Raw genomic sequence first — 19857 nt, 5'->3', positions numbered from 1 at the left:
TGCTTTTTTTATTAAGGCTTTTTGACTAGAGAATTTATTGGGTATAAGCGGTAATATTTCCCACAGGAATGGGTTCTTCAACCCGCTGTGATGTCGTCCTGGATTCCCGCGTTGCAGCCTCAGTGATCTCATTGACCTTCTCGTTCCGAAAGCCTTCATCTTGTTCGAATTCTGCAGAAATCATAGCCAGTTCCTGCTGTAACTGCTGTTCATAACGCTGAATTTCAACTTCATCAATAAAGGCAAAAGCATCATCTTCCAGCTGCCAGCTATAACCCTGCTCCACCTTCTGGATAGAGACCTTAACTGGAAAAGATTGGCCCTGATACTGTATCTGGGAAATGGCCTGAAAATGATCACCAGAACGTTCCATGATTTTTACATCCATGACTTTTAACCGGTAATGGCGATAATCCAGACTGGAATTAAATTCACGTTGCATCTGAGACTGAATATTGCGCGACAGTTCATCAATAGAGACAAAGTAACTGCAGGCAAACAATAGCAAGGTCAGAAACAATAGACTTATTCTTTTCATACCACCCCCAGTGCTCAAATTAGTGAGGCTGGAAAATAAAAAAATTCTGATTCTTATAGGGTGATTTTATCTTTTTCAAACTGGGCACGAAATAGCCAAAAGTGTCTTTCAAGGTCAAAATACTTGGTTTTCTTTTGAACATTCAGTCAATTCTGCAGAAATAAAAAAGCCCTGACTATGCAGGACTTTTTTATACAATAACTTAGAAATCATCATCCTTAGAAGGATCATGATGTAGGGCATCATGAATGGCTTCAACCAGTTGCTGGGCAATTTCCTGTTTGGAAGCCTTTTCCAGATCACGTTTTTCCATATGATAAGATTCTGCAAAGAATACCGTCATGGCATTTTCATCTGAGGCAAAGCCAATATCTGCACGGGAAACGTCATTGCAGGCAATCATATCCAGTTTTTTAGCGACCAGTTTGCCAGCTGCATATTCTTCAATATTTCGTGTTTCTGCGGCAAAGCCAACCATAAATGGACGTTTTTCCTGTTGAGCAATGGTTGCAACGATATCCGGATTTTTGATCAGTGCGACATTCAGCTCATCACCGGCTTTTTTAATCTTATGTTCTGCCACTTGTGCTACGCGGTAATCCGCAACTGCAGCGGTCGCAATGAAAATATCACAGCCCTGTTCTAGCATATGCAGACTTTCATCCAGCATTTTCACGGCTGAGCTGACATTTTTACGTTTGACGCCATTTGGCGTATCCAGCGTCACTGGTCCTGCAATCAGTGTTACATCCGCACCGGCAGCATAACAGGCTGCCGCCAAGGCAAAACCCATTTTTCCGGTACTGTGATTGGAAATATAACGAACCGGGTCAATCGCTTCACGCGTTGGACCTGCTGTAATCGTGACGCGCTTACCCGCAAGCTGACCAAATTTTTCTGCAATCGCTCGTTGTGCCTTATGGAAATACTCGGTTACCTGACGTGCCAGATCTTCCGGTTCCGGCATACGGCCCAAACCTACATCACCACAGGCCTGTGAACCTGCATCCGGCATAATCACATGCACGCCATCTTCAATCAAAGTGGCTAAGTTACGTTGCGTCGGCTTGGCTGCCCACATCTGCTGATTCATGGCTGGCGCTACCCAGACCGGTGCGTTGGTCGCCAGATAAAGTGTACTGAGCAAATCATCGGCCAGACCGGCAGCGAATTTGGCCAAAGTATCGCAGCTTGCTGGGGCGACCAGTAACAGGTCCGCCCAGCGTGCCAGTTCAATATGCCCCATGCCTGCTTCAGCTTCTGGATCCAGTAATTCAGTATGGACAGGATTACCCGACAGTGCCTGGAGCGTCAGCGGCGTGATAAAGGCCTGTGCGCCTTGAGTCATGACCACACGAACATTAAAACCGGCATCTTTCAGACGACGGACCAGAATTGCACTTTTATAGGCAGCAATACCGCCTGTCACAGCTAAAATAATATTTTTATGAGGAATTACACTTACGTCGAAGCTCACAAACAGGCTACCTTTCTGTTGCAGTGGCGCTCACAATAGCATTAAATAGAATCATGCCCAAGAGACCTTCTTGTGTGAAAAACAATAATTAATAATAAATAAGTCTAATAAACATGCAATTTTCGATTAAACACTGGCCTGAACAGGAACGTCCACGCGAACGCCTGTTACAGTCAGGCCCACAAAGCCTCTCCGATGCCGAATTGCTGGCAATTTTCCTGCGCTCAGGCTCCCAGCGGCATTCCGCAGTGGAACTAGCTCGACTTCTGATTCAACATTTTGGTCATTTAAGTACTCTTTTGGATGCCCCACTGCAAGAGATCAGCCAGTTTCACGGGATGGGTGTCAGTAAATTTACCCAGCTGATGGCTGTTAAGGAACTGGGACGGCGCTATATTGCCGAGCACCTTCGCCAAGATGCATTGGAACTGAATCATTCCCGCAAAATTATGGACTATCTGCGCTTTGAACTGCTGGGAGAAACTCAGGAAGTGTTTGCTGTACTGTGTCTGGATGCCGGGTTAAGAAAAATCAGCTTTAAGAAAATGTTTTATGGCTCGATTAATTCATGTGAGATTTCGATTAATCAGTTACTACGCCATGCCATTCAGCAACAGGCAACATCGATTGTGATTGCCCATAATCATCCACTCGGTCAGCCTCGACCTTCCGCAGCAGATCTTGAGCTCACTCAGCAGATTGCAAAGGCCTGTCACCTGGTCGAAATCCGCCTGATTGATCACTGTATCATTGCCCGGGAAGGCAGTTTTTCCTTTGCAGAACAGCAACTCATTAATACGGTAAAACCCTGAACGATAGCACTTGACAAAGCAGACACAACTCAACAAGATCATGAAAAAAATTGTGATGATTCCAATAAATGATCGTACGTGACCAACCCAGTATCTTTAAAGTATTATTTTCATGGCGGGGAACGATTTTACCTAAGGTACTGCCGCCTCTAGGCGTGGTCATGCTTATTTCTGCCATTATTGGCGGGCTATCTTATACCAATTATTTACATTTACCGGAATTACCCTTAGTCGGTTTTACCCTGATCGGAGTAGTACTGTCGATTTTCCTTGGTTTCAAGAACTCTGCCGCCTATGAACGCTGGTGGGAAGCGCGCAAACTCTGGGGGATCCTAATTGCCAATGCACGTCATTTTGACCGAGACTGCCGTATGTTGACGCAGGCACGCCGTGAGCGGGTCATCCAGCATGTAATTGTCTTTGCCAATGTACTGCGCGATCGTTTGCGCCATCAGACTGCCAATCCAACCGAACTGGTACAGACCAGTGGTATGAGTCCTCAAGCCCTGCAACAGCTCTATCAACAGGCCAATGCCCCACAGTACACCCTCAGTCTGATTCAATGGGAATTTATGCAGGCCCTGAAAGAAGGCGAAATTTCAGACATCATTTATGCGCAGATGAACCAGCATGTAGCTGAGTTGAGTATTGTACAGACAGGTTGTGATCGGATTGCCACCACACCACTACCTTTCGCCTATTCAGTCTTGCTGAATCGTACCGTATATTTTTTCTGCTTTATGCTGCCATTTAGTCTGGGTTCGACCCTTGGAATGGTGACACCGCTGCTGGTCGGAATTTTGGCTTATACTTTCTTGGGACTGGATGCGCTCAGTTCAGAAATTGAAGAACCTTTTGGTACGCAAAGCAATGACTTACCACTTGATTCAATGGTACGTACCATTGAAATTGAACTATTGGGTACTTTAGGCAAACCAACCCCACCACCTATTCAGGCCCAAGATCATAATCTATTATAAGAAGTACGATTACAGCTGAACGCAGCTCATATATATTCAATTCAAAATTAAAATAATTGAAACAATAAAAATAAGATCTCATGACTATCAAGCAACGGATTCATCATTGTACACCGCAACCGGTGACGCGTCTGGGTGCAACTTTAGCGGCTTTACTACTTTGTAGTGGGGTCGTGTTCGCATTTGGCTGTGTATTGGCCTGGCAAGATATTTTATTTAGTGGATTAGAACAATACTGGATTTTACTGCTTCTCATCAGTTTCATACTGGTGTTTGGTCTAAGCTATGACCGGAAACAATATTTCAAATTTCCTTTTCTGATTCAGCAACATCTGATTGATTCGAAACTGGCTCAGGATATCCGTGAAAGAGCCTTACGCAGCTCAGATGCCACCATTATGGGCCAACGTCAGATTCATACGACCCGGCTACGCAAACAGCAGCAACTGCTATTAAAGATCAATGAGCATGAAGCACCACAATGGTTTAATGTCGATTTGAATCAGGTGTTTAAAACAGAGTCGTATCTGGATATCCATGTTCAACTAAGTGATGCGCTCATCGGCCAGCAGGTTCTGGTCTATTACCTGAGGCGTACACGCTGGATTGTTCAACTGTATGCACATGATGGAGACCAGAATTTTCAGCATTTGCAGTACTATATCGCGACACCGCTCCGCGGACGGATTTACTTCGACCATATTCCCAGTCGACTCATGCTGGACTTACCAAGAATTGTACATATTCAGGCGAGTCGTGAAGATGACTCTCCAACTTATACGCTTAAGCTGAGTACCAATTATGGTAAGTACTATCGGATGTCCTGCAAGGCAGTACATTTTGACAAGCTGGAACTGGCGCTCGCGAATTTGATCGATTTTCTACGCTATCGAGAATTCAAACATCATCCAGACATCCAGCAGGCGGTAATTTCCCGAAACCATCCTTTTCTTTATCGCAATTTACTGAACTATACGCTTATTGCAGCATTATTACTGATGGCAGCGATTACAACAACTTGGCAACTGGCATTACTGAGTTTAGCTTTGGCCTGCCTTCTAGGCATAAAAATCCAGCAGCAAAAGCAGTCTCCATTTATTGAAGCCTGACGCCTGTTACCGAAAACTTTCCCAGATGCCCACTTGCCCGTCTTTAACCGTTGGAATATGGCCGAGCTTAATCCAGGGCATATTGTCCCCATGATAATCACTGCCTACAGATACTTTTAGCCCATGTTCAGCAATCATCCGATCTACCATCTGCCGGGTAGAAGCCGGATCAACTGCTGGTGGCAGCTCAACGGCGTCCCCACCGAACCTGGCAAAAATTTCTATCAGGTAACGGATGTTGGTTGCAGACAGATCATAACGGGTGGGGTGCGCTAGCACTGCAAAACCACCACTGGCATGAATCACCTGAATGGTTTCTTCCAGTCCCAGTCCATCAAACTTCACATAAGCTTTCTTACCTTCCTTGATATATTTATCAAAAGCCTGTTGTGGACGGGTGACTATCCCCTTTTCAACCAGTGTTTTGGCAATATGGGTTCGCGTGACACGGTCTGGAATATTATCGACCTTAGCGACTACATCTGGATAAATATCTTGTCCAATCAATGGTATCAGTAGATCACAAATCTTTTTTGAGCGTTCAGCGCGAATCTGTTTTTGCTGTTCTAAAGCCTGTTGCAATGGCTCAGGATTTTGAACATCTAACGCCACAATATGCACGCCATAATTCTTCTTGGTGGCCGGACGTGACCATTGACTGGAGATTTCTACCCCAGAAATGATCTTAATTTCGTGATCTTTCGCGGCTTCACGCGCCAGCTCTAAACCGTCCATGGTGTCATGATCAGTCAAGGCCAGCGTATGGATAAAGCTCGCTGCCGCGGCCTCAACCAGCTGCTGTGGACTTAAGGTTCCATCAGAAATATTGCTGTGTGTATGTAAATCTACGCCGTGCATCTCTATACTATGACATTTATTTGATCAGATTTAGATACTCTAACATGAAAGCACTTTTAGACTTTGTGCCACTCATTATTTTCTTTTATTTATATAAGACAGTAGATCCTAAAGACACCAATCATCCATTACTCCAGCTGATTGGCTCCGCAGGCGGTGTCGACAATAACAATATTCTTGTGGCAACCACAGGTCTGATCATTTCCATGTTAGTGGTCTATGGCGCGTTATTTGTTTCACAGAAATTCCGTCTGGACAAACAGCAATGGATCGTATTGTTTATGACAGTAATCTTCGGTGGAATCACTTTAATACTCAGTGATGATTTCTATATCCGCTTAAAAGCTGTCTTGCTAAATCTGGTTTTTGCTGGCGTATTCCTGCTTTCACCATGGTTCAGTAAAGATAAAAAACCATTAATCCAACGTCTGTTTGGACCAGTTTTTAATTTAACTGAAAAAGGCTGGTTTAAGCTCAACTATACTTGGGCAGCAATGTTTGCGGTGATGTCTTTCTTACATTGCTTCTTTGCCTATATCTTTATGGATGGAAAATATTGGGGAGAATTTACCGCATTTGGTGACATGATCGTGATGTTTTCCTTTATCATTATTCAGTTCATTGTATTGCGCAAATACTTTAAAACTGCTGAATAAAAGTTAGACTAAGTCATCGAGAACTGCCATGCCATTATTTGTTGTCAGCTGTACCGATCAGGAAGGTACTGTCGAAAAACGCCTTGCGATTCGTCCTCAACATCTTGCACGTCTGCAAAAATTAAATGATGAAGGTCGTTTAATCGTTGCCGGCGCGATGCCAAAAGAACCAGGTAATCCTCAAGCAGGTTTTTATGGCAGCACCATCATTGTGGACTTTGACAGCCGTGAAGCATTGGAGGAATGGTTACAGGAAGAGCCATTCTTAAAAGAAGGCGTCTATGCGCATATTGACGTTAAACCATTCAATAAAGCATTCCCACAAGGATAAGGTTCATGCACGCTGTAATTGCCAGTTTAATCGGTTTATCTTTTGCCTGTACAACTGCCTGGGCAGTTGAAGTAACACCGGCAGCGGAATCTGCTGCCCCAGCGCAAAATACACCAGCAACTGTGCAACCCGCGGTAGCCAATACGCCACCGCAAACACTGTCTGCCAATAAACCTGGCATCATGCCAGTGGCTGCTTCGAATAATCCTCTTGTTCAAAATCCTGCTGCCAAGCCATTGACTGCAGAAGATATTGCACAGAACAAAGCTCAGCAAGATGCCAAAGTGAAGGCTTTGGTCAAAGATCAGGCGACACGTCTGCAACAACTGGAAAAAGCCAATCTTGAAGCATTGACCCAGAATCAGGAACTACAGCTGAAAAACGATAATCTCGGCGTTCAGGTGCAGGTGCTACAAAGTGAACGTAGTGCACAAATGTTTCTTTACGGTGCTGCGACATTGGCAGTTGGGGTACTACTTGGCTTCCTGATTGCGAGTTATGTTTATACCAAACGCCGTCGTCAGTGGTAAGCTATTCCCTCTCCTGACGTATTCAAGGTTGTATCCGTTTTGTCTCATGCAATTCAAACTGCCGATCTCGATTGGCAGTTGGTAGATGGCATTGACGTGCCAGTTTCCAAACAGTTCGGTGATGTTTATTTTTCCAAGGACAATGGTCTGCTTGAAACACGCCATGTGTTTTTAAATGGTAATGATCTCGGTACCCGGCTCACGGATCTCAAACCTTTTGAATATTTTTGTGTAGGGGAAACGGGCTTTGGTACAGGACTCAATATTCTGGCCTTATGGCAACTGTGGCAACAGGTTCGTCCAGATAACCGGAGCCATCTGCATGCCATTTCAGTAGAAAAATTTCCTCTATCAAAAGATGATCTGATTCGTGCTTTAAATGCCTGGCCGGAACTAAAACCCCTTGCAGATCAGCTGATTTCCCAATATCCACTCCCAATTGCTGGCTGTCATCGCCTCAGTTTTCCTGAAGAACGTTTTTCTCTGGATTTATGGCTAGGTGATGCACAAGATGTCTTTCCAGTCATTGAAAAAACTGTGTCAGTAAATGCCTGGTTCCTGGACGGTTTTGCGCCTTCCTGCAATCCGGATATGTGGGAAGAGAATGTCCTGAACAATATTGTTCGACTCTCGGATTATGGCACCACCTTTGCCTCTTTTAGTGTCGCGGGTATACTGAAACGCGGTCTTAGAAATCATGGTATTTCGATTTCACGTCCACGTGGCTTTGGTCATAAACGTGAAATGCTGAAAGCCATCTGGAATCCGCCTGAATTTGCACAGCCAGTAACAGCAATTCCTGAACATCATACTCAAAAAAAAACTTCGCTCAATAAAGAGTTGAAATGTCAGGCACGCCAGATTGCCGTGATTGGTGCTGGTATTGCCGGTTTAAGTATAGCCTGGGCTTTTGCTCTACGTGGTCATCAAGTCAGCCTATTCGATCAAACAGCACCACTTTCCGGTGGTTCTGGTAATCCATTAGCGCTACTCAATCCGAAACTGTCACCGATTGCACAAAGCGCTGAACATTTAATGACCCAGGCTTGGCAACACGCCCTAAATCATTATGCACAGTTTAAAGCCTTTCACGCGATTCAGGTTCAGCAGCTGGCATTGAAAAATCCAGAAAACCTGTTGGCTCTGGCTGATGAGTATCCTGATGGTATTCTAGAAGTTCCAGATCAAAATCAGCAGTCTTTAACAGCGAAATATCCAGCATTGTCGTTGTTACAGGCGGGAGCTGTATCGCCTCATCAGTTGCGTGATGAAATCCTGCAACATAGCAATATTCGCTATATCCAGGCCCAAATTAGCCGAATTGAACCACACTCATGTCCAGAATTATTTGATGGTGATAGCTCACTCGGACAGTTTGATCATATCATCGTCTGTACCGCATTAAATACGCCACAGCTGCTTGAAGAGCATCCTGAACTTAAACCCATTCGTGGACAGGTCAGTTGGCTCAAAAATAGCGATCAACCACTCAATCCGAATATTGCCTATAGCTACGGCGGATACTGCATCCAGTTTGATGAACAGCATTTGCTGCTCGGTGCTTCATTCTGCCTGAATCGTGATGATACAGAGGTACTGGAAGAAGACCATATCCATAACCTTGAACTGATCCATTCAGTATTTCCAGAGTATGCACAGAGTTTGGCTGATGTCAGTGAATGGCAAGGTCGTGCTTCGGTTCGTGCCCAGAGTAAAGATTATTTCCCCTTGCTTGGAAAACTTAAATCAGATCAGGAAATCTATAGTCTGGCTGGCTTAGGTTCCAAAGGCTTTCTATTTGCTCCATTGTGCAGTGAAATTTTGGCTGCACAGATTCTAGGAGAGGCTTGTCCTGCATCCACAAATCTAGTGAAGAAACTGGATGTCAAACGCTTTGAAAAGAAAATCAAAACCCAAAAGCCTTATTTTAAACCTTAGTGTTAAAGCCCCTTCCTTTATTAAAGGGTGAGGAACACTGTTCCGCAAGGGAAGGATTTATAGAAAAAATTTAATCCCCCTCTTGCGCCATCTATGGCTCACCTTTTTCAAAGGGGAACATTGAAGAAATATAGCCAAGAAAAAAGCGCCTGACGGCGCTTTTTCTTTTTAAAGCTTAATCAGGCACCCTGTTCCAGCGGCAAGCCTGCATCACGGGCAGCACGTGTACCACCCATCAGGATGACATATTCACGAGAGCTGTCGAAACCCTCTAGTTTTTCAGCAGCACGAGGGGCTTTACTACCTCCACCACACAGGATATAAATCGGCTGATCCGTGGACACTTGAGTAAGGCTATCTGCTGAAAGATCGTTAATGGGCTGGTTTACCGCACCCTTAATATGTGCTTCAGCAAAAGCATTAGAATCACGTACATCCCAGATTACAGCACCTTCTGGGAACTCAAATGTTGTAATTTCTTGTTTACGGATCATTGCGCACTCCTTTGATGTAAACAACACTTGGCAAATGAAGAAAACATCCCTAGCATCTCAGATATTCTTTCCATTTGTAAAGGTCTAAACTATGCCTTCTTTCGATATTGTTTCTGAATTAGAAATTTTTGAAGTAAACCATGCAGTTCAAAACACGCAAAAAGAAATTGCGACCCGTTTTGACTTCCGTGGTCAGGACGTTTCAATCGAGCTGAACGAAAAAAATAAAGAAATCAAAATCAAGACTGAAAGTGATTTTCAGTGTGAACAAGTTTATAGCATGTTAGAAAATCACTTCTTTAAACGTAAAGTAGATATTCAGGCGCTTGATCCGCAAAAAGGTGCACCTTCAGGTAAAAACTATATCCAGGTGATTAAACTGAAAGACGGTCTTGACTCAGATACCGCAAAAAAAATTAATAAAGCCATTAAAGAAAGTGGCATTAAAGCGCAGTCTTCTATCCAAGGCGACAAGATTCGTGTGACCGATAAAAAACGCGATACTTTGCAACAAATTATGGCATTCCTCAAAGAACAGCAATTTGGTGTGCCTTTACAGTTCAACAACTTTAAAGACTAAGACAGTCTATTTTCGGATAATAGAACCATGGCCAAAAGCAATCAACTCTCCAAACTGGTAAAAGCAAGTTCACGACTTCCACAAGGCATTCGTACTGCACTGCTGAGTAAAACCTTTGGACGTGTGGTGCCGATGGTCGGTTCTGCCCGAATTCGCTATGAACAGGTGAGTCATGATCAGGTCATGGTCAGCATGGCCAATCATAAGGCTATGCAGAACCATATTGGTCAGGTTCATGCCTGTGCCATGGCACTGCTTGCAGAAACAGCCACAGGATTTGTCACCGCAATGAACGTGCCTGATTCTGCAGTCGTCCTTATTAAAAGTATCAAAATTGATTATAAACGTCCTACCCAGGGGGCAATGCGTGCTATAGCCACTCTGACTGCTGAACAGCAGCAATTGATGCAAAGTACAGATAAAGGCGAAACATTGGTGCAGGTTGTCATAACAGATGAATCTGGTGAAGCACCAATTCAGTGTGAAATGCTGTGGGCCTGGATCGCTAAATCGCAGCTTAAAACCAAAGCCGCATCTTAATTTTTTAAGAATATACGCTAAATAAATTGGGGATTATTTAAAAGTATCCTCATCATCTATCAAGATAATGACTGTTTTCCTTGTCTCAGCTTAAAAACTATTTGATTTTTTAGCTTTAAAATCAGGATAAGCAATAAAAATCATTGCCTAAGAATTTAAATTTTCAAAAATAAAAAACCAGACAAATTGTCTGGTTTTTTGCATTCATCAATTCGTTTACTGAGCGTCAAGGAACTTCTGTTTTGCTTCATCTGGAATCGGACGCTTATTGCCTTTGACATCCACCGCTACGAAGGTAAACACGCCTTCTGTGACACGAACAGGCGGACGGGAATCATCGTGACTGTCCCACACTTCGATCTGCATTTGAATCGAAGTATTCCCCACCTTCAGAATCTTGGTATAGCAGCTGATCACATCACCGACTTTTACCGGTACCAGAAAAGTCATCTGATTAATCGAAATTGTCGCACAACGTCCTTTGGAAAAACGTTCTGCATGGATCGCACCGGCCAAGTCCATTTGTGAAACAATCCATCCACCGAATACGTCACCGCTCCAGTTGGTATCTGCTGGCATTGCAATCGTCTGTAGGGAAAGAACTCCCTCTGGTTTTACATGAGAATCTGACACGTTAACTCCAGGCCTGGGTATTAGGATTTGGCATTCAGATGCTGATCCAGCCACTGTTGCAGCTGAGGTGCTCTGAGCGCACCACTTATTCTAGCAATTTCATCAGTTTTATTCATCAAAACCAGTGTTGGAATACTACGAACATTAAATGCAGCGCTGAGTCGTGGATTCGCTTCAGTATCAATTTTGGCAAATACCACATTTGGATACTGCTGTGCTACTGTTGCAAAATGCGGAGCCATCATCTTGCATGGGCCACACCAGTCTGCCCATAGGTCAATCAGAATCGGTAAATCGCTGCCAGTCACGAACTGGCTAAAATTCTGTTCATTGAGTTCAATCGGTGCAAGTGGAATCAGGCCCTGATGACACTGGCCACATGCAGGACTCTCGGTGAGTTTATCTTCAGGCACACGGTTTTTGGCCTGACATGACGGACATACAATGATCATCTAACGAACTCCAATATATTGATGTAAGAATTCTAATTGGGTCGAAATTGCTTTTTCAAACCATTCACCATGATATATATCGAAATGTCGCATATTCCACTCATGATATTGGGCAAATGGTGCGATATTGGTTACCGTTTCACGGCTGGACTCAATCGGAATCAGGCTATCCTGTTGCGCAGCGATAAACAGAACCGGTACTGTAATTTTACGCACATCCTGAATCGGTCGATAGCGGATCAGTTTAAAGAACACCCGGGCTGGTATTTCCCCACTCCAGTAATGGTCTGGATGAACAATTGACAGATAACCTTCGTAGCTATCGGGTGTTGGTAAGAAACAGAGTTCATTCTGGGCTACAACGGGTAAAGTTCGTGGCGTCATCCCGACTTTAGAGCCCATATAATCTTGACTGGAAATTTTCAGCGCTTTAGGCAGCTGCTGTAAAGGATACAATTTGGCACTTTCAGCACCATCCACAAATGGGACTTGGACCATAATGGCCTGTACATCTTTGGATTCTGCGGCAAGTGTTAGTACATATCCGCCACTCAAACTCGTTCCCCAGAGCACAATACGTTTAGCATCTACGGATTTACGTGCTTTAACGTGAGCAATCATGGTTCGCCAGTCTTCAAGCTGGGCTTTAATTGAAACCAGTTCTCGTGGTCGTCCGGTACTTCCACCCCAGTAGCGATAATCAAACAAAATGACGGCATAACCCGCTGCTGCAAAACGTTGGGCATATTTGACCAGTTCAAAATGACGTAAGGCAGCCAGACCATGTGCCATTAAAATGACTGCTGGTTTGTGTATATTCTTGGGACGATAAAAATCGGCAGCAATGACATCTTGACCGCTTTTGACATACAGTGGTTCAACTGTATATACATGCATACGCGCTCCGTTGCGTTATTTTATGGTTGTATTCGTTTATAAAAATTTCAGATCTTTCTGCTCATTTTTGAGCTTAATGCTATCATAAAGCATATCTTTATAAATGAAATGATGGAGTGACATCATGAGTGAAAATGTAGGCTTTGCAGGTCAAATTGGTCCAGAACATATCGAACAGGTAGTTGAGAAAGGCTTTAAATCCATTATCAATAACCGCCCGGATATGGAAGGTGGTTCGGATCAGCCAACCAGTGCACAAATTGAAGAGGCTGCTCGTGCAGCAGGTCTGGATTATGTGCATCAACCTGTAGTTGCAGGTCAGATCACTGAACTCGATGTCCGTACTTTTGCCAATCACTATAATGAACTACCAAAACCCTTATTGATGTTCTGCCGTACTGGTAACCGTTCTAATAACCTGTACCAGATCGCAAAACAAATGGATTTATTGGATGACTAATCCCTGCTTCTGGAAATGTGCAATGCTTGGACTCGGTCTAAGCTTTGCTACACTCAGTTTTTCTGCAGAATTAAGCCGGCCATTAACTCCTACAGTAAGTGTAGCTGGACAAATGAATAGCATTAAGTTTCAAGAATTAATGAAACAGGGTTTTAAGTCTGTCATTGTCAATCGTCCAGATCAGGAAACAGGTAATGAAGTATCGGTTATTCAGCTTCGCACTATCGCAGAGCGCCATCATGCCAGTGTAATTTATCAGCCAGTGATTAGCGGAAAAATTACACAACAGAACATTGAAGAGTTTTCCAAATACTATAATGACTTACCTAAACCCATTTTAATGGTTTGCCGTAGTGGTACACGCTCTGCCGCCTTGTATTACAAGGCGAAGGACCAAGGATTAATTCATGAATAAAGTTTTACTGATCATTTGTTTAAGTTTAAGTTTTGTTGGTTGTAGTTCGATGAATGTTCGACCGACTGTGGGTGTGAGTGTGGGAACATCAATTTAGTTTTTTAAATTTTAGTTCCCATAAAAAAAAACAGCGCTTCGGCGCTGTTTTTTATACAAATATAATTTCTATTGATAATCTACATAAATTGTTGATACTTTACTATCTGGCGAAGAAACAGAAACTTTCAACGTATCTCCTACCGCACATTCTTTTAGACGATAGCCATAATAACTTTGATTACTATTTTTGAAAGTGCTTGGTGTCAAAAGATCAAAGACATTTGCGACAGGTGAACTTCCTGTTGCTAACTCTGCAGTACAAGATAAATTATTAGCTTTTGTATTATCCTCAGGCGTAACACTTATTGTGGTACCTGTTGGCATAGGCACACTTTGAGCGCTATTTCCATACATATTAAAAGACAATAAACTTCCACTTGCCTTTACATTAGTAAAGGTTGGTGTATTTTCAGCAAATGCAAATAATAATTGCTGACGGATGACCGTATCTAAATTATCGTCACATGTGTCTGCGATATTCGGCTGTCTAATTGTAGATGGAGCACAGGTCGCTTTGTTTCCTAATACCGCACGATTATAAAGAAATTCACCAATACCATAATCTTTGTTATATTGATTATCCTCGTTATCGTCACGGAAAAAGCTACCAATATTACTAAGAAGTCGATCTACGCCTTTAGTATAAAGATTATCGCCATCTAAATCTGTAAAGCTTTTATCACCCTCAACATAAGCCAATACAGTCACACGATTATCTAAAGGACGAGGTTCTTGTGTTGTTAGAGTTACAGAACATACTCCTTGGACTGTTGAACAATTAGGTTCAACCTTCCCTCCCTCAGAAACAAAGCTAATTACTGTACCATCTGGAACAGGGTTCCGTGTACGATCAACCATTCTCGCTGTAATAGTTGCAGTGTCACCATCAATTACATTCTGTAATGAATTTTTAGATACTGATAAACTTAATCCATCTTGAGTTACTCGACCAATGGATACAGATACATTTTTAGATACAGCCGAAACATTTTTGTCTGAAACTAAAGTTGCTCTTATCTCTACAGGCCCAGGTTTATCTCCTGGATAAAGATTCACAATCACTTTACCATTTGAATCACTTTTTATAGTTTTGTTATTTTGATTTCCAAATGATACGAACGATAAATCTTCTGGTGCTTGTACTTTCTCAATCAAAACATCTTGATCTGCTATAGGTACACCATTTGCATACAAAGTAAATTCAATTTGACCAGATGATGCTGAGCCACTTTTTCTAATCCCCAAATTAACTTTATTAGATGTATATACTAGTGAATTAGCTTCAAGTGCCTTAATACTGACATCAATTCCAACTTCTGGGATATTTAAACCTGTTGCCGAAATTTTTTGTGTTCCTGTACAAAGCTTTCCATCTGTACCAATCGCTTTATAAGTTGTCGTAACATTTCCTTGATTTGATGAAACAACTGTAGCAGGTTCAAATTTACCACATGGTGCAGTGAATTCGACATTGACATTATTCTGATTGACTTTTGTATTTGCATCTTGCGTTTTTAACGTGATATTTGTTGAACCACCAGATTCTAATTGAGTACTAGCTGCCGTTAAATCGACTAAAATAATATTGGTTGCTTGAAGTGAGAAATTAAGTGCTGGTGTTGATGCTTCGGTACCATCAAAATCTGCAACTGCAGAAATTTGATAGGCACCATTGGTATTTAAGTTTTCAGGTTTAACTGAGATACTCGCTTCACCATTTGTATTTGTTAAAACAGCACCATTGGAACTACCTAAAACAACACCACCAGTCACTGTAAATGTAACTAATGCACCACTAATTCCTTTACCCGACTGATCAGTTACTTTGACTTGAGCGCTCACACCTTCTGCAGCGATTGCCTGAGTCAAGTTACCATTTCGATCAATCAATTGTATAGTACTAATATTAACAGATTTTACTTCTTCACCTGTGCTAGGGTTCGTAGTAATATTTCCAGAACTAGAGCCATCATTATTATAGTAACCATCACTTCCACCGCCCCCGCAGCCTGCTAACATTAGTGCCAAAGTAAGAGCAGATAATTTAATACCTAATTGTTTACTAATCATTTAAATCCCCAAGACCCTCTATTATAGAGTTTGTTATCAATCTTTATTCATTATGCGATATGTAATCATAGTTAAGCATTTATGTAAATAAAGGTAAGCTAAATGTTTTTTATGCTAGCTTATATTCATAAATTGATTTCAATAAGAGCAATTAATGTACGACCTCATCATTATCGGTGCAGGCACTGCAGGTATCACTGCCTATAAAGAAGCAATCAAACATACGGATAATATTCTGATCATTAATGCTGGCCCTTGGGATACGACCTGTGCACGCGTCGGATGTATGCCAAGTAAAGTTTTAATTGCTTCAGCCAATCGTATGCACCTGATTCAGCATGCACATGATTTAGCTTTAAATATTGATAGTGAAGTTACCCCGAACAATGTCATGTCACGTGTTCGTGAATTACGTGATTTCTTTACTCAAGCCACCCTTAAAGAAGTCAATCAATGGAATCCAAAACATAAAATTTCAGGTCATGCCAAATTTGTAGATGCCCAAACCGTAGAAGTAGATGGACAATATTATCAAGCTAAAAGTTTTATTTTGGCTGTAGGCTCACGACCAAATATCGATTCAAAACAAAAAGAAGTACTTGGTGAGCGACTGCTTAGCTCTAATGAAGTGTTTGAGCTTCCTACCCTACCTGAGTCACTGGCAGTGATTGGTAGCGGAGTAATTGCCATTGAGCTTGCTCAAGCCATGCAACGCTTAGGAGTCAAGACCATTGTATTTGCCCGTAGTCAAAAAGTCGGCTCTCTCACAAGTCCTGTGCTTCAGGAACTTGCTCAACAGCAACTCAGCTCAGAACTTGAGATTAAATTTAAAACTGTTCCTGATGAGATGATCCGACAAGGTGATCAAGTCCAGATAAAGTTTAAGCAAAATGACCAAGCAGAAATTTTAGAAGTTGATTACGTATTAGCGGCAACCGGAAGAAGCAGCAACCTTGATCAACTCGAACTGGAAAAAATCGATCCTTCATATACAGACATCAAAAATCTTCCAATTGATCTTTCCACAAAACAATTAGCTAACTATCCAATTTTTATTATTGGTGATGCAGCTCCTGATGCTCCAATTCAGCATGAAGCTGCATATTCAGGTAAAAAAATCGTCAAAAATTGCCTAAATTATCCAGATATACAAGCAATTCCAAAACTAACCCCTTTGGCGATTGTGTTCAGTCAGCCTGAAATGGCTATTATTGGAAAAAATTATCAGCAATTAAAAAAAGCAAAAACTGATTTCGTTACAGGTTTTATTTCTTATGAAAGACAGGGCCGAGCGCGGGTGGAAGCTACCAATATGGGTGGTGCTGAAATATATGTAGACAGGTCTACGCGTAAACTTTTGGGTGCAGAACTATTCTGTGCACAGGCAGAACATCTAGCTCATCTTCTTGCCTGGTTAATTGGTGAAGGAATGATAATTGATCAGATCCTTGAAAAACCGTTCTATCATCCGACTCTAGAAGAGGGCTTACGTACTGCACTCAAGCATGCGCGTCGTCAGTTAGCTGATCAGCATTGAGTTCATTTTCACTTAATACATTTACAAAGCGCTGGCTATGGGAAATAAACCGATCCAGCCAGCGATGGGCTGCGAGTAATTCCAAGGTTCTGGCAGCACTCAATTGATTGCTAGAAGCATACTGATTAATCTTTTCACGAAGATCAGCATGATGTTGTTTCGTCCATTGTTCCAGCAGAATCAGTTCATTTTGTAACATGCAAATTTTATCATAATCCTTTACATCTGCAGCTTCCTTCCAATAATTATCAAAAATTTCAACAACATCCAATATAACCTGATATAAAGCAGGCTGAGTCCGGATATCCAAACTATAGGATAATTGTTCAAGATCACTGCGGAATACATTGAGATAGACCACTTTCCTGAGTAAGGCCAATAAACGTGCTTGCTCTTCGGTATTTTGAGACACGGTAATTTGAGCCAAATATTGTTTAAGCTTTGCAATGAGTTCATCTTGTTGTTTGAGTTGATTAGCTGCAACCAGCTGTCCATCTTTAAATGCTGCAATAAACCAGCCATATTGTTGCCATACTATCTGTTCAATGACATTTTCAGCATTCGCAACTGCGACTGCGGGTACTGAAAGACTCGACTCATCCAGAGACTGAATTAAACTGTCCTCATCAGTAGGAATGAGCCAAGTCAGAAAATGCTTAAACTGTTCGATGAAAGGCATTAATAATACAGCCCCACATAAACTAAATGCCGTATGAAAAGCTGCAACAATTACTACAGAATCCCAGGAAGCCAGCAAGTGACCTTCGTGGGATAACCAGAGAAAAAATGGAATTAATATCAGGAAGGCAAAAGTTGCACTGCTCAGATTAAAAATCACATGTACTGCAGCCGTTCTTTGTGCATTGCTATTCGCCCCAATTGCCGCTAAGACTGCCGTAGCTACAGTTCCAATATTTTGACCAATAACCAGCAAAAGGGCCTGTTCTAGCTGGATAATCTGGCTCGCCAATGCAGTAATCGTCGTCGTAATTGCAGCACTAGATGACTGTAAAATGACCGTCATCACCAAGCCAATCAAGACTAATAATAATTTTGAGAAAAAGTTTTGGGTGCTAAATATGAAAGGTCTATACGATTTGCCAGACTAGACATTGCCACCTGCAATAACTCAATTCCAAAGAAAATCAGACCAAAGCCTGCAATTACAAGCCCAGTTAAAGCTAGCCGACCCTGAGCTAAAATCTTGAGTAATGCACCCGCTGTAATTAAGGGTAAAGCGAATTGTCCAATCGAGAATTTGACACCAAGCAACGCTACCATCCAGCCAGTACTGGTGGTTCCAATATTTGCACCAATAATCACGCCAACAGATTGAGCAAAAGTCAGTATTCCTGCGCTTACAAAACCAATAGTAGCAAGTGTTGTCGCTGTTGAAGACTGCACAATCAAGGTAAAGATAATACCTGAGCTCATCGCTTTTAAAGGAGAACCCGTAAATCTACCTAACCACTGTCTCAGAGATTCACCTGCAATATCCTTCAGGCCGTCGGTCATCAAGGTCATGCCGAGCAGGAATAAACCTATTCCACCACAAAGTTGTGCAAATACATCAAACACACTTATCCCTTTTTATAATTTTTAAGTTTTAATAATTTATATACGATAGCTAAAACCAAACCAAGCCTAGCAAATAGTTTACCCCTCTATTTTTCTCACGCATAAAAAAACACCCCCTGCCATTTGACAGAGGGTGTTTAGAATAATGAGCTGGCGATGACTTACTCTCACATGGGAAGCCCCACACTACCATCAGCGCTAAGAGGTTTCACTTCTGAGTTCGGGAAGGGATCAGGTGGTTCACTCTTGCTATGGTCGCCAGCACAACTGGTATGACTTTGCGTTTGGTCTTATTTAGATGCCAATGCTTGGTCAGATCTTGCACTTGTTCAAAACAGTGTTTTGAACATCGTTCATTAATAGAAATATTTGAGTCGAATTGTATGTTCTAGCGTTAGCTGAATCAAGTATTTCAAGACCGTTTGGTCTTTAATGAATCAATCTCTGCTCACTGCTTGCGCAGTTCGTACAACAACTGTTTGGGTGTTGTATAGTCAAGCCTCACGAGCAATTAGTATTGGTCAGCTTCATGTATCGCTACACTTCCACATCCAACCTATCAACGTCGTAGTCTTCAACGGCTCTTTAGGTGACATAAAGTCACAGGGAAATCTTATCTTGAGGTAGGCTTCCCGCTTAGATGCTTTCAGCGGTTATCCCTTCCGAACATAGCTACCCGGCGATGCGACTGGCGTCACAACCGGTACACCAGAGGTTCGTCCACTCTGGTCCTCTCGTACTAGGAGCAGATCCTCTCAAATTTCCAGCGCCCACGGTAGATAGGGACCGAACTGTCTCACGACGTTCTAAACCCAGCTCGCGTACCTCTTTAAATGGCGAACAGCCATACCCTTGGGACCTGCTTCAGCCCCA

Annotated in this window: 20 protein-coding genes, 2 rRNA genes and 1 pseudogene; 12 read left to right on the top strand and 11 right to left on the bottom strand. The window is 42.4% G+C overall.

Going from position 1 to position 19857, the window contains the following annotated elements:
• Positions 1 to 34: 34 nt before the first annotated feature.
• Positions 35 to 538, bottom strand: coding sequence for a hypothetical protein (locus HADU_RS07360; RefSeq protein ID WP_034592500.1), 504 nt, complete (start codon positions 536 to 538; stop codon positions 35 to 37).
• 202 nt (positions 539 to 740) lie between these two features.
• Positions 741 to 2015, bottom strand: coding sequence for a bifunctional phosphopantothenoylcysteine decarboxylase/phosphopantothenate--cysteine ligase CoaBC (coaBC, locus tag HADU_RS07355; RefSeq protein ID WP_004816022.1), 1275 nt, complete (start codon positions 2013 to 2015; stop codon positions 741 to 743).
• A gap of 113 nt (positions 2016 to 2128) precedes the next feature.
• Here coaBC and radC point away from each other — a divergent pair, with 113 nt between their 5' ends.
• The 3 genes from radC to HADU_RS07340 all read left to right on the top strand — a co-directional run bounded on the left by radC (position 2129) and on the right by HADU_RS07340 (position 4916).
• On the top strand, positions 2129 to 2827 hold the full coding sequence (gene radC / locus HADU_RS07350) for a RadC family protein (protein ID WP_004816021.1): 699 nt from the start codon (positions 2129 to 2131) through the stop codon (positions 2825 to 2827).
• Positions 2828 to 2895: 68 nt separating this feature from the next.
• A complete protein-coding gene (locus tag HADU_RS07345; RefSeq protein ID WP_004816019.1) occupies positions 2896 to 3807 on the top strand; it encodes a bestrophin family protein in 912 nt (303 codons plus the stop codon).
• Between the two features lie 80 nt (positions 3808 to 3887).
• Entirely contained in the window at positions 3888 to 4916 is a 1029-nt protein-coding gene (locus HADU_RS07340) for a hypothetical protein (RefSeq protein ID WP_004816018.1), read from the top strand.
• A 6-nt stretch (positions 4917 to 4922) separates the two neighbouring features.
• Here the strand turns inward: HADU_RS07340 and HADU_RS07335 are convergent, their stop codons facing one another.
• On the bottom strand, positions 4923 to 5774 hold the full coding sequence (locus HADU_RS07335; protein WP_008304917.1) for a PHP domain-containing protein: 852 nt from the start codon (positions 5772 to 5774) through the stop codon (positions 4923 to 4925).
• A gap of 44 nt (positions 5775 to 5818) precedes the next feature.
• Between HADU_RS07335 and HADU_RS07330 the strand changes: the two genes are divergently transcribed.
• Genes HADU_RS07330 through mnmC form a run of 4 tightly spaced genes read left to right on the top strand, consistent with a single transcriptional unit; the run spans position 5819 to position 9229 of the window.
• The gene (locus tag HADU_RS07330) at positions 5819 to 6430 is read left to right on the top strand and encodes a septation protein IspZ (RefSeq protein ID WP_008304915.1); all 612 of its coding nucleotides are present in this window, start codon (positions 5819 to 5821) and stop codon (positions 6428 to 6430) included.
• Positions 6431 to 6458: 28 nt separating this feature from the next.
• Positions 6459 to 6761, top strand: a complete 303-nt coding sequence (locus tag HADU_RS07325; RefSeq protein WP_004816011.1) for a YciI family protein — start codon at positions 6459 to 6461, stop codon at positions 6759 to 6761.
• A 5-nt stretch (positions 6762 to 6766) separates the two neighbouring features.
• Positions 6767 to 7291 (top strand): hypothetical protein, encoded by a 525-nt coding sequence (locus HADU_RS07320; protein WP_004816010.1) that lies wholly within the window; start codon positions 6767 to 6769, stop codon positions 7289 to 7291.
• Positions 7292 to 7330: 39 nt separating this feature from the next.
• On the top strand, positions 7331 to 9229 hold the full coding sequence (mnmC, locus tag HADU_RS07315; protein WP_008304913.1) for an FAD-dependent 5-carboxymethylaminomethyl-2-thiouridine(34) oxidoreductase MnmC: 1899 nt from the start codon (positions 7331 to 7333) through the stop codon (positions 9227 to 9229).
• Between the two features lie 179 nt (positions 9230 to 9408).
• Here the strand turns inward: mnmC and HADU_RS07310 are convergent, their stop codons facing one another.
• Positions 9409 to 9723, bottom strand: coding sequence for a rhodanese-like domain-containing protein (locus tag HADU_RS07310; protein ID WP_004816007.1), 315 nt, complete (start codon positions 9721 to 9723; stop codon positions 9409 to 9411).
• Positions 9724 to 9814: 91 nt separating this feature from the next.
• On the opposite strand from HADU_RS07310, the gene HADU_RS07305 reads away from it, so the two are divergent.
• Positions 9815 to 10303 carry a YajQ family cyclic di-GMP-binding protein gene (locus tag HADU_RS07305; RefSeq protein WP_004816006.1) on the top strand — a complete coding sequence of 163 codons (489 nt, stop codon included), beginning with the start codon at positions 9815 to 9817 and terminating at the stop codon, positions 10301 to 10303.
• Positions 10304 to 10330: 27 nt separating this feature from the next.
• The gene (locus HADU_RS07300) at positions 10331 to 10843 is read left to right on the top strand and encodes a DUF4442 domain-containing protein (protein ID WP_004816005.1); all 513 of its coding nucleotides are present in this window, start codon (positions 10331 to 10333) and stop codon (positions 10841 to 10843) included.
• Positions 10844 to 11059: 216 nt separating this feature from the next.
• On the opposite strand, the gene HADU_RS07295 is transcribed toward HADU_RS07300, so the two are convergent.
• The 3 genes from HADU_RS07295 to HADU_RS07285 all read right to left on the bottom strand — a co-directional run bounded on the left by HADU_RS07295 (position 11060) and on the right by HADU_RS07285 (position 12825).
• Positions 11060 to 11422 carry an acyl-CoA thioesterase gene (locus HADU_RS07295; RefSeq protein ID WP_221415591.1) on the bottom strand — a complete coding sequence of 121 codons (363 nt, stop codon included), beginning with the start codon at positions 11420 to 11422 and terminating at the stop codon, positions 11060 to 11062.
• A gap of 74 nt (positions 11423 to 11496) precedes the next feature.
• Positions 11497 to 11928: a thioredoxin TrxC gene (trxC, locus tag HADU_RS07290; protein WP_004816003.1), complete on the bottom strand. Its 432-nt coding sequence runs from the start codon at positions 11926 to 11928 to the stop codon at positions 11497 to 11499.
• Complete coding sequence (locus HADU_RS07285; protein ID WP_004816002.1) at positions 11929 to 12825, bottom strand: alpha/beta hydrolase; 897 nt, start codon at positions 12823 to 12825, stop codon at positions 11929 to 11931.
• A 124-nt stretch (positions 12826 to 12949) separates the two neighbouring features.
• Here HADU_RS07285 and HADU_RS07280 point away from each other — a divergent pair, with 124 nt between their 5' ends.
• Entirely contained in the window at positions 12950 to 13285 is a 336-nt protein-coding gene (locus tag HADU_RS07280; protein WP_004816001.1) for a TIGR01244 family sulfur transferase, read from the top strand.
• Positions 13278 to 13700: a beta-lactamase hydrolase domain-containing protein gene (locus HADU_RS07275; protein ID WP_008304907.1), complete on the top strand. Its 423-nt coding sequence runs from the start codon at positions 13278 to 13280 to the stop codon at positions 13698 to 13700. Before HADU_RS07280 ends, HADU_RS07275 begins: the two co-directional genes overlap by 8 nt.
• Before the next feature lie 165 nt (positions 13701 to 13865).
• On the opposite strand, the gene HADU_RS07270 is transcribed toward HADU_RS07275, so the two are convergent.
• A complete protein-coding gene (locus HADU_RS07270; RefSeq protein WP_004815999.1) occupies positions 13866 to 15869 on the bottom strand; it encodes a hypothetical protein in 2004 nt (667 codons plus the stop codon).
• A 154-nt stretch (positions 15870 to 16023) separates the two neighbouring features.
• Here HADU_RS07270 and HADU_RS07265 point away from each other — a divergent pair, with 154 nt between their 5' ends.
• A complete protein-coding gene (locus HADU_RS07265; RefSeq protein WP_008304903.1) occupies positions 16024 to 17406 on the top strand; it encodes a dihydrolipoyl dehydrogenase in 1383 nt (460 codons plus the stop codon).
• Here the strand turns inward: HADU_RS07265 and HADU_RS07260 are convergent.
• The 3 genes and pseudogenes from HADU_RS07260 to HADU_RS07250 all read right to left on the bottom strand — a co-directional run.
• A pseudogene (locus HADU_RS07260) lies at positions 17369 to 18984 on the bottom strand (Na/Pi cotransporter family protein). The gene HADU_RS07265 and the pseudogene HADU_RS07260 overlap by 38 nt on opposite strands.
• 148 nt (positions 18985 to 19132) lie before the next feature.
• A 5S ribosomal RNA gene (rrf, locus tag HADU_RS07255) occupies positions 19133 to 19247 on the bottom strand.
• 227 nt (positions 19248 to 19474) lie between these two features.
• Positions 19475 to 19857, bottom strand: a 23S ribosomal RNA gene (locus HADU_RS07250); the annotation flags it as partial.

This window comes from Acinetobacter sp. HA (assembly GCF_000264725.1).
Taxonomy (GTDB): Bacteria; Pseudomonadota; Gammaproteobacteria; order Pseudomonadales; family Moraxellaceae; genus Acinetobacter; species Acinetobacter schindleri.
This window is presented reverse-complemented; position numbering and strand designations above follow the sequence as displayed.

What these genes read in the sequence shown, in the direction of transcription:
- HADU_RS07360 (WP_034592500.1), bottom strand. Translation starts at nt 538, where the DNA reads ATGAAAAGAATAAGTCTATTGTTTCTGACCTTGCTATTGTTTGCCTGC.
- radC (WP_004816021.1), top strand. Translation starts at nt 2,129, where the DNA reads ATGCAATTTTCGATTAAACACTGGCCTGAACAGGAACGTCCACGCGAA.
- HADU_RS07345 (WP_004816019.1), top strand. Translation starts at nt 2,896, where the DNA reads ATGATCGTACGTGACCAACCCAGTATCTTTAAAGTATTATTTTCATGG.
- HADU_RS07340 (WP_004816018.1), top strand. Translation starts at nt 3,888, where the DNA reads ATGACTATCAAGCAACGGATTCATCATTGTACACCGCAACCGGTGACG.
- HADU_RS07335 (WP_008304917.1), bottom strand. Translation starts at nt 5,774, where the DNA reads ATGCACGGCGTAGATTTACATACACACAGCAATATTTCTGATGGAACC.
- HADU_RS07330 (WP_008304915.1), top strand. Translation starts at nt 5,819, where the DNA reads ATGAAAGCACTTTTAGACTTTGTGCCACTCATTATTTTCTTTTATTTA.
- HADU_RS07325 (WP_004816011.1), top strand. Translation starts at nt 6,459, where the DNA reads ATGCCATTATTTGTTGTCAGCTGTACCGATCAGGAAGGTACTGTCGAA.
- HADU_RS07320 (WP_004816010.1), top strand. Translation starts at nt 6,767, where the DNA reads ATGCACGCTGTAATTGCCAGTTTAATCGGTTTATCTTTTGCCTGTACA.
- HADU_RS07310 (WP_004816007.1), bottom strand. Translation starts at nt 9,723, where the DNA reads ATGATCCGTAAACAAGAAATTACAACATTTGAGTTCCCAGAAGGTGCT.
- HADU_RS07305 (WP_004816006.1), top strand. Translation starts at nt 9,815, where the DNA reads ATGCCTTCTTTCGATATTGTTTCTGAATTAGAAATTTTTGAAGTAAAC.
- HADU_RS07300 (WP_004816005.1), top strand. Translation starts at nt 10,331, where the DNA reads ATGGCCAAAAGCAATCAACTCTCCAAACTGGTAAAAGCAAGTTCACGA.
- HADU_RS07295 (WP_221415591.1), bottom strand. Translation starts at nt 11,422, where the DNA reads ATGCCAGCAGATACCAACTGGAGCGGTGACGTATTCGGTGGATGGATT.
- trxC (WP_004816003.1), bottom strand. Translation starts at nt 11,928, where the DNA reads ATGATCATTGTATGTCCGTCATGTCAGGCCAAAAACCGTGTGCCTGAA.
- HADU_RS07285 (WP_004816002.1), bottom strand. Translation starts at nt 12,825, where the DNA reads ATGCATGTATATACAGTTGAACCACTGTATGTCAAAAGCGGTCAAGAT.
- HADU_RS07280 (WP_004816001.1), top strand. Translation starts at nt 12,950, where the DNA reads ATGAGTGAAAATGTAGGCTTTGCAGGTCAAATTGGTCCAGAACATATC.
- HADU_RS07275 (WP_008304907.1), top strand. Translation starts at nt 13,278, where the DNA reads ATGACTAATCCCTGCTTCTGGAAATGTGCAATGCTTGGACTCGGTCTA.
- HADU_RS07270 (WP_004815999.1), bottom strand. Translation starts at nt 15,869, where the DNA reads ATGATTAGTAAACAATTAGGTATTAAATTATCTGCTCTTACTTTGGCA.
- HADU_RS07265 (WP_008304903.1), top strand. Translation starts at nt 16,024, where the DNA reads ATGTACGACCTCATCATTATCGGTGCAGGCACTGCAGGTATCACTGCC.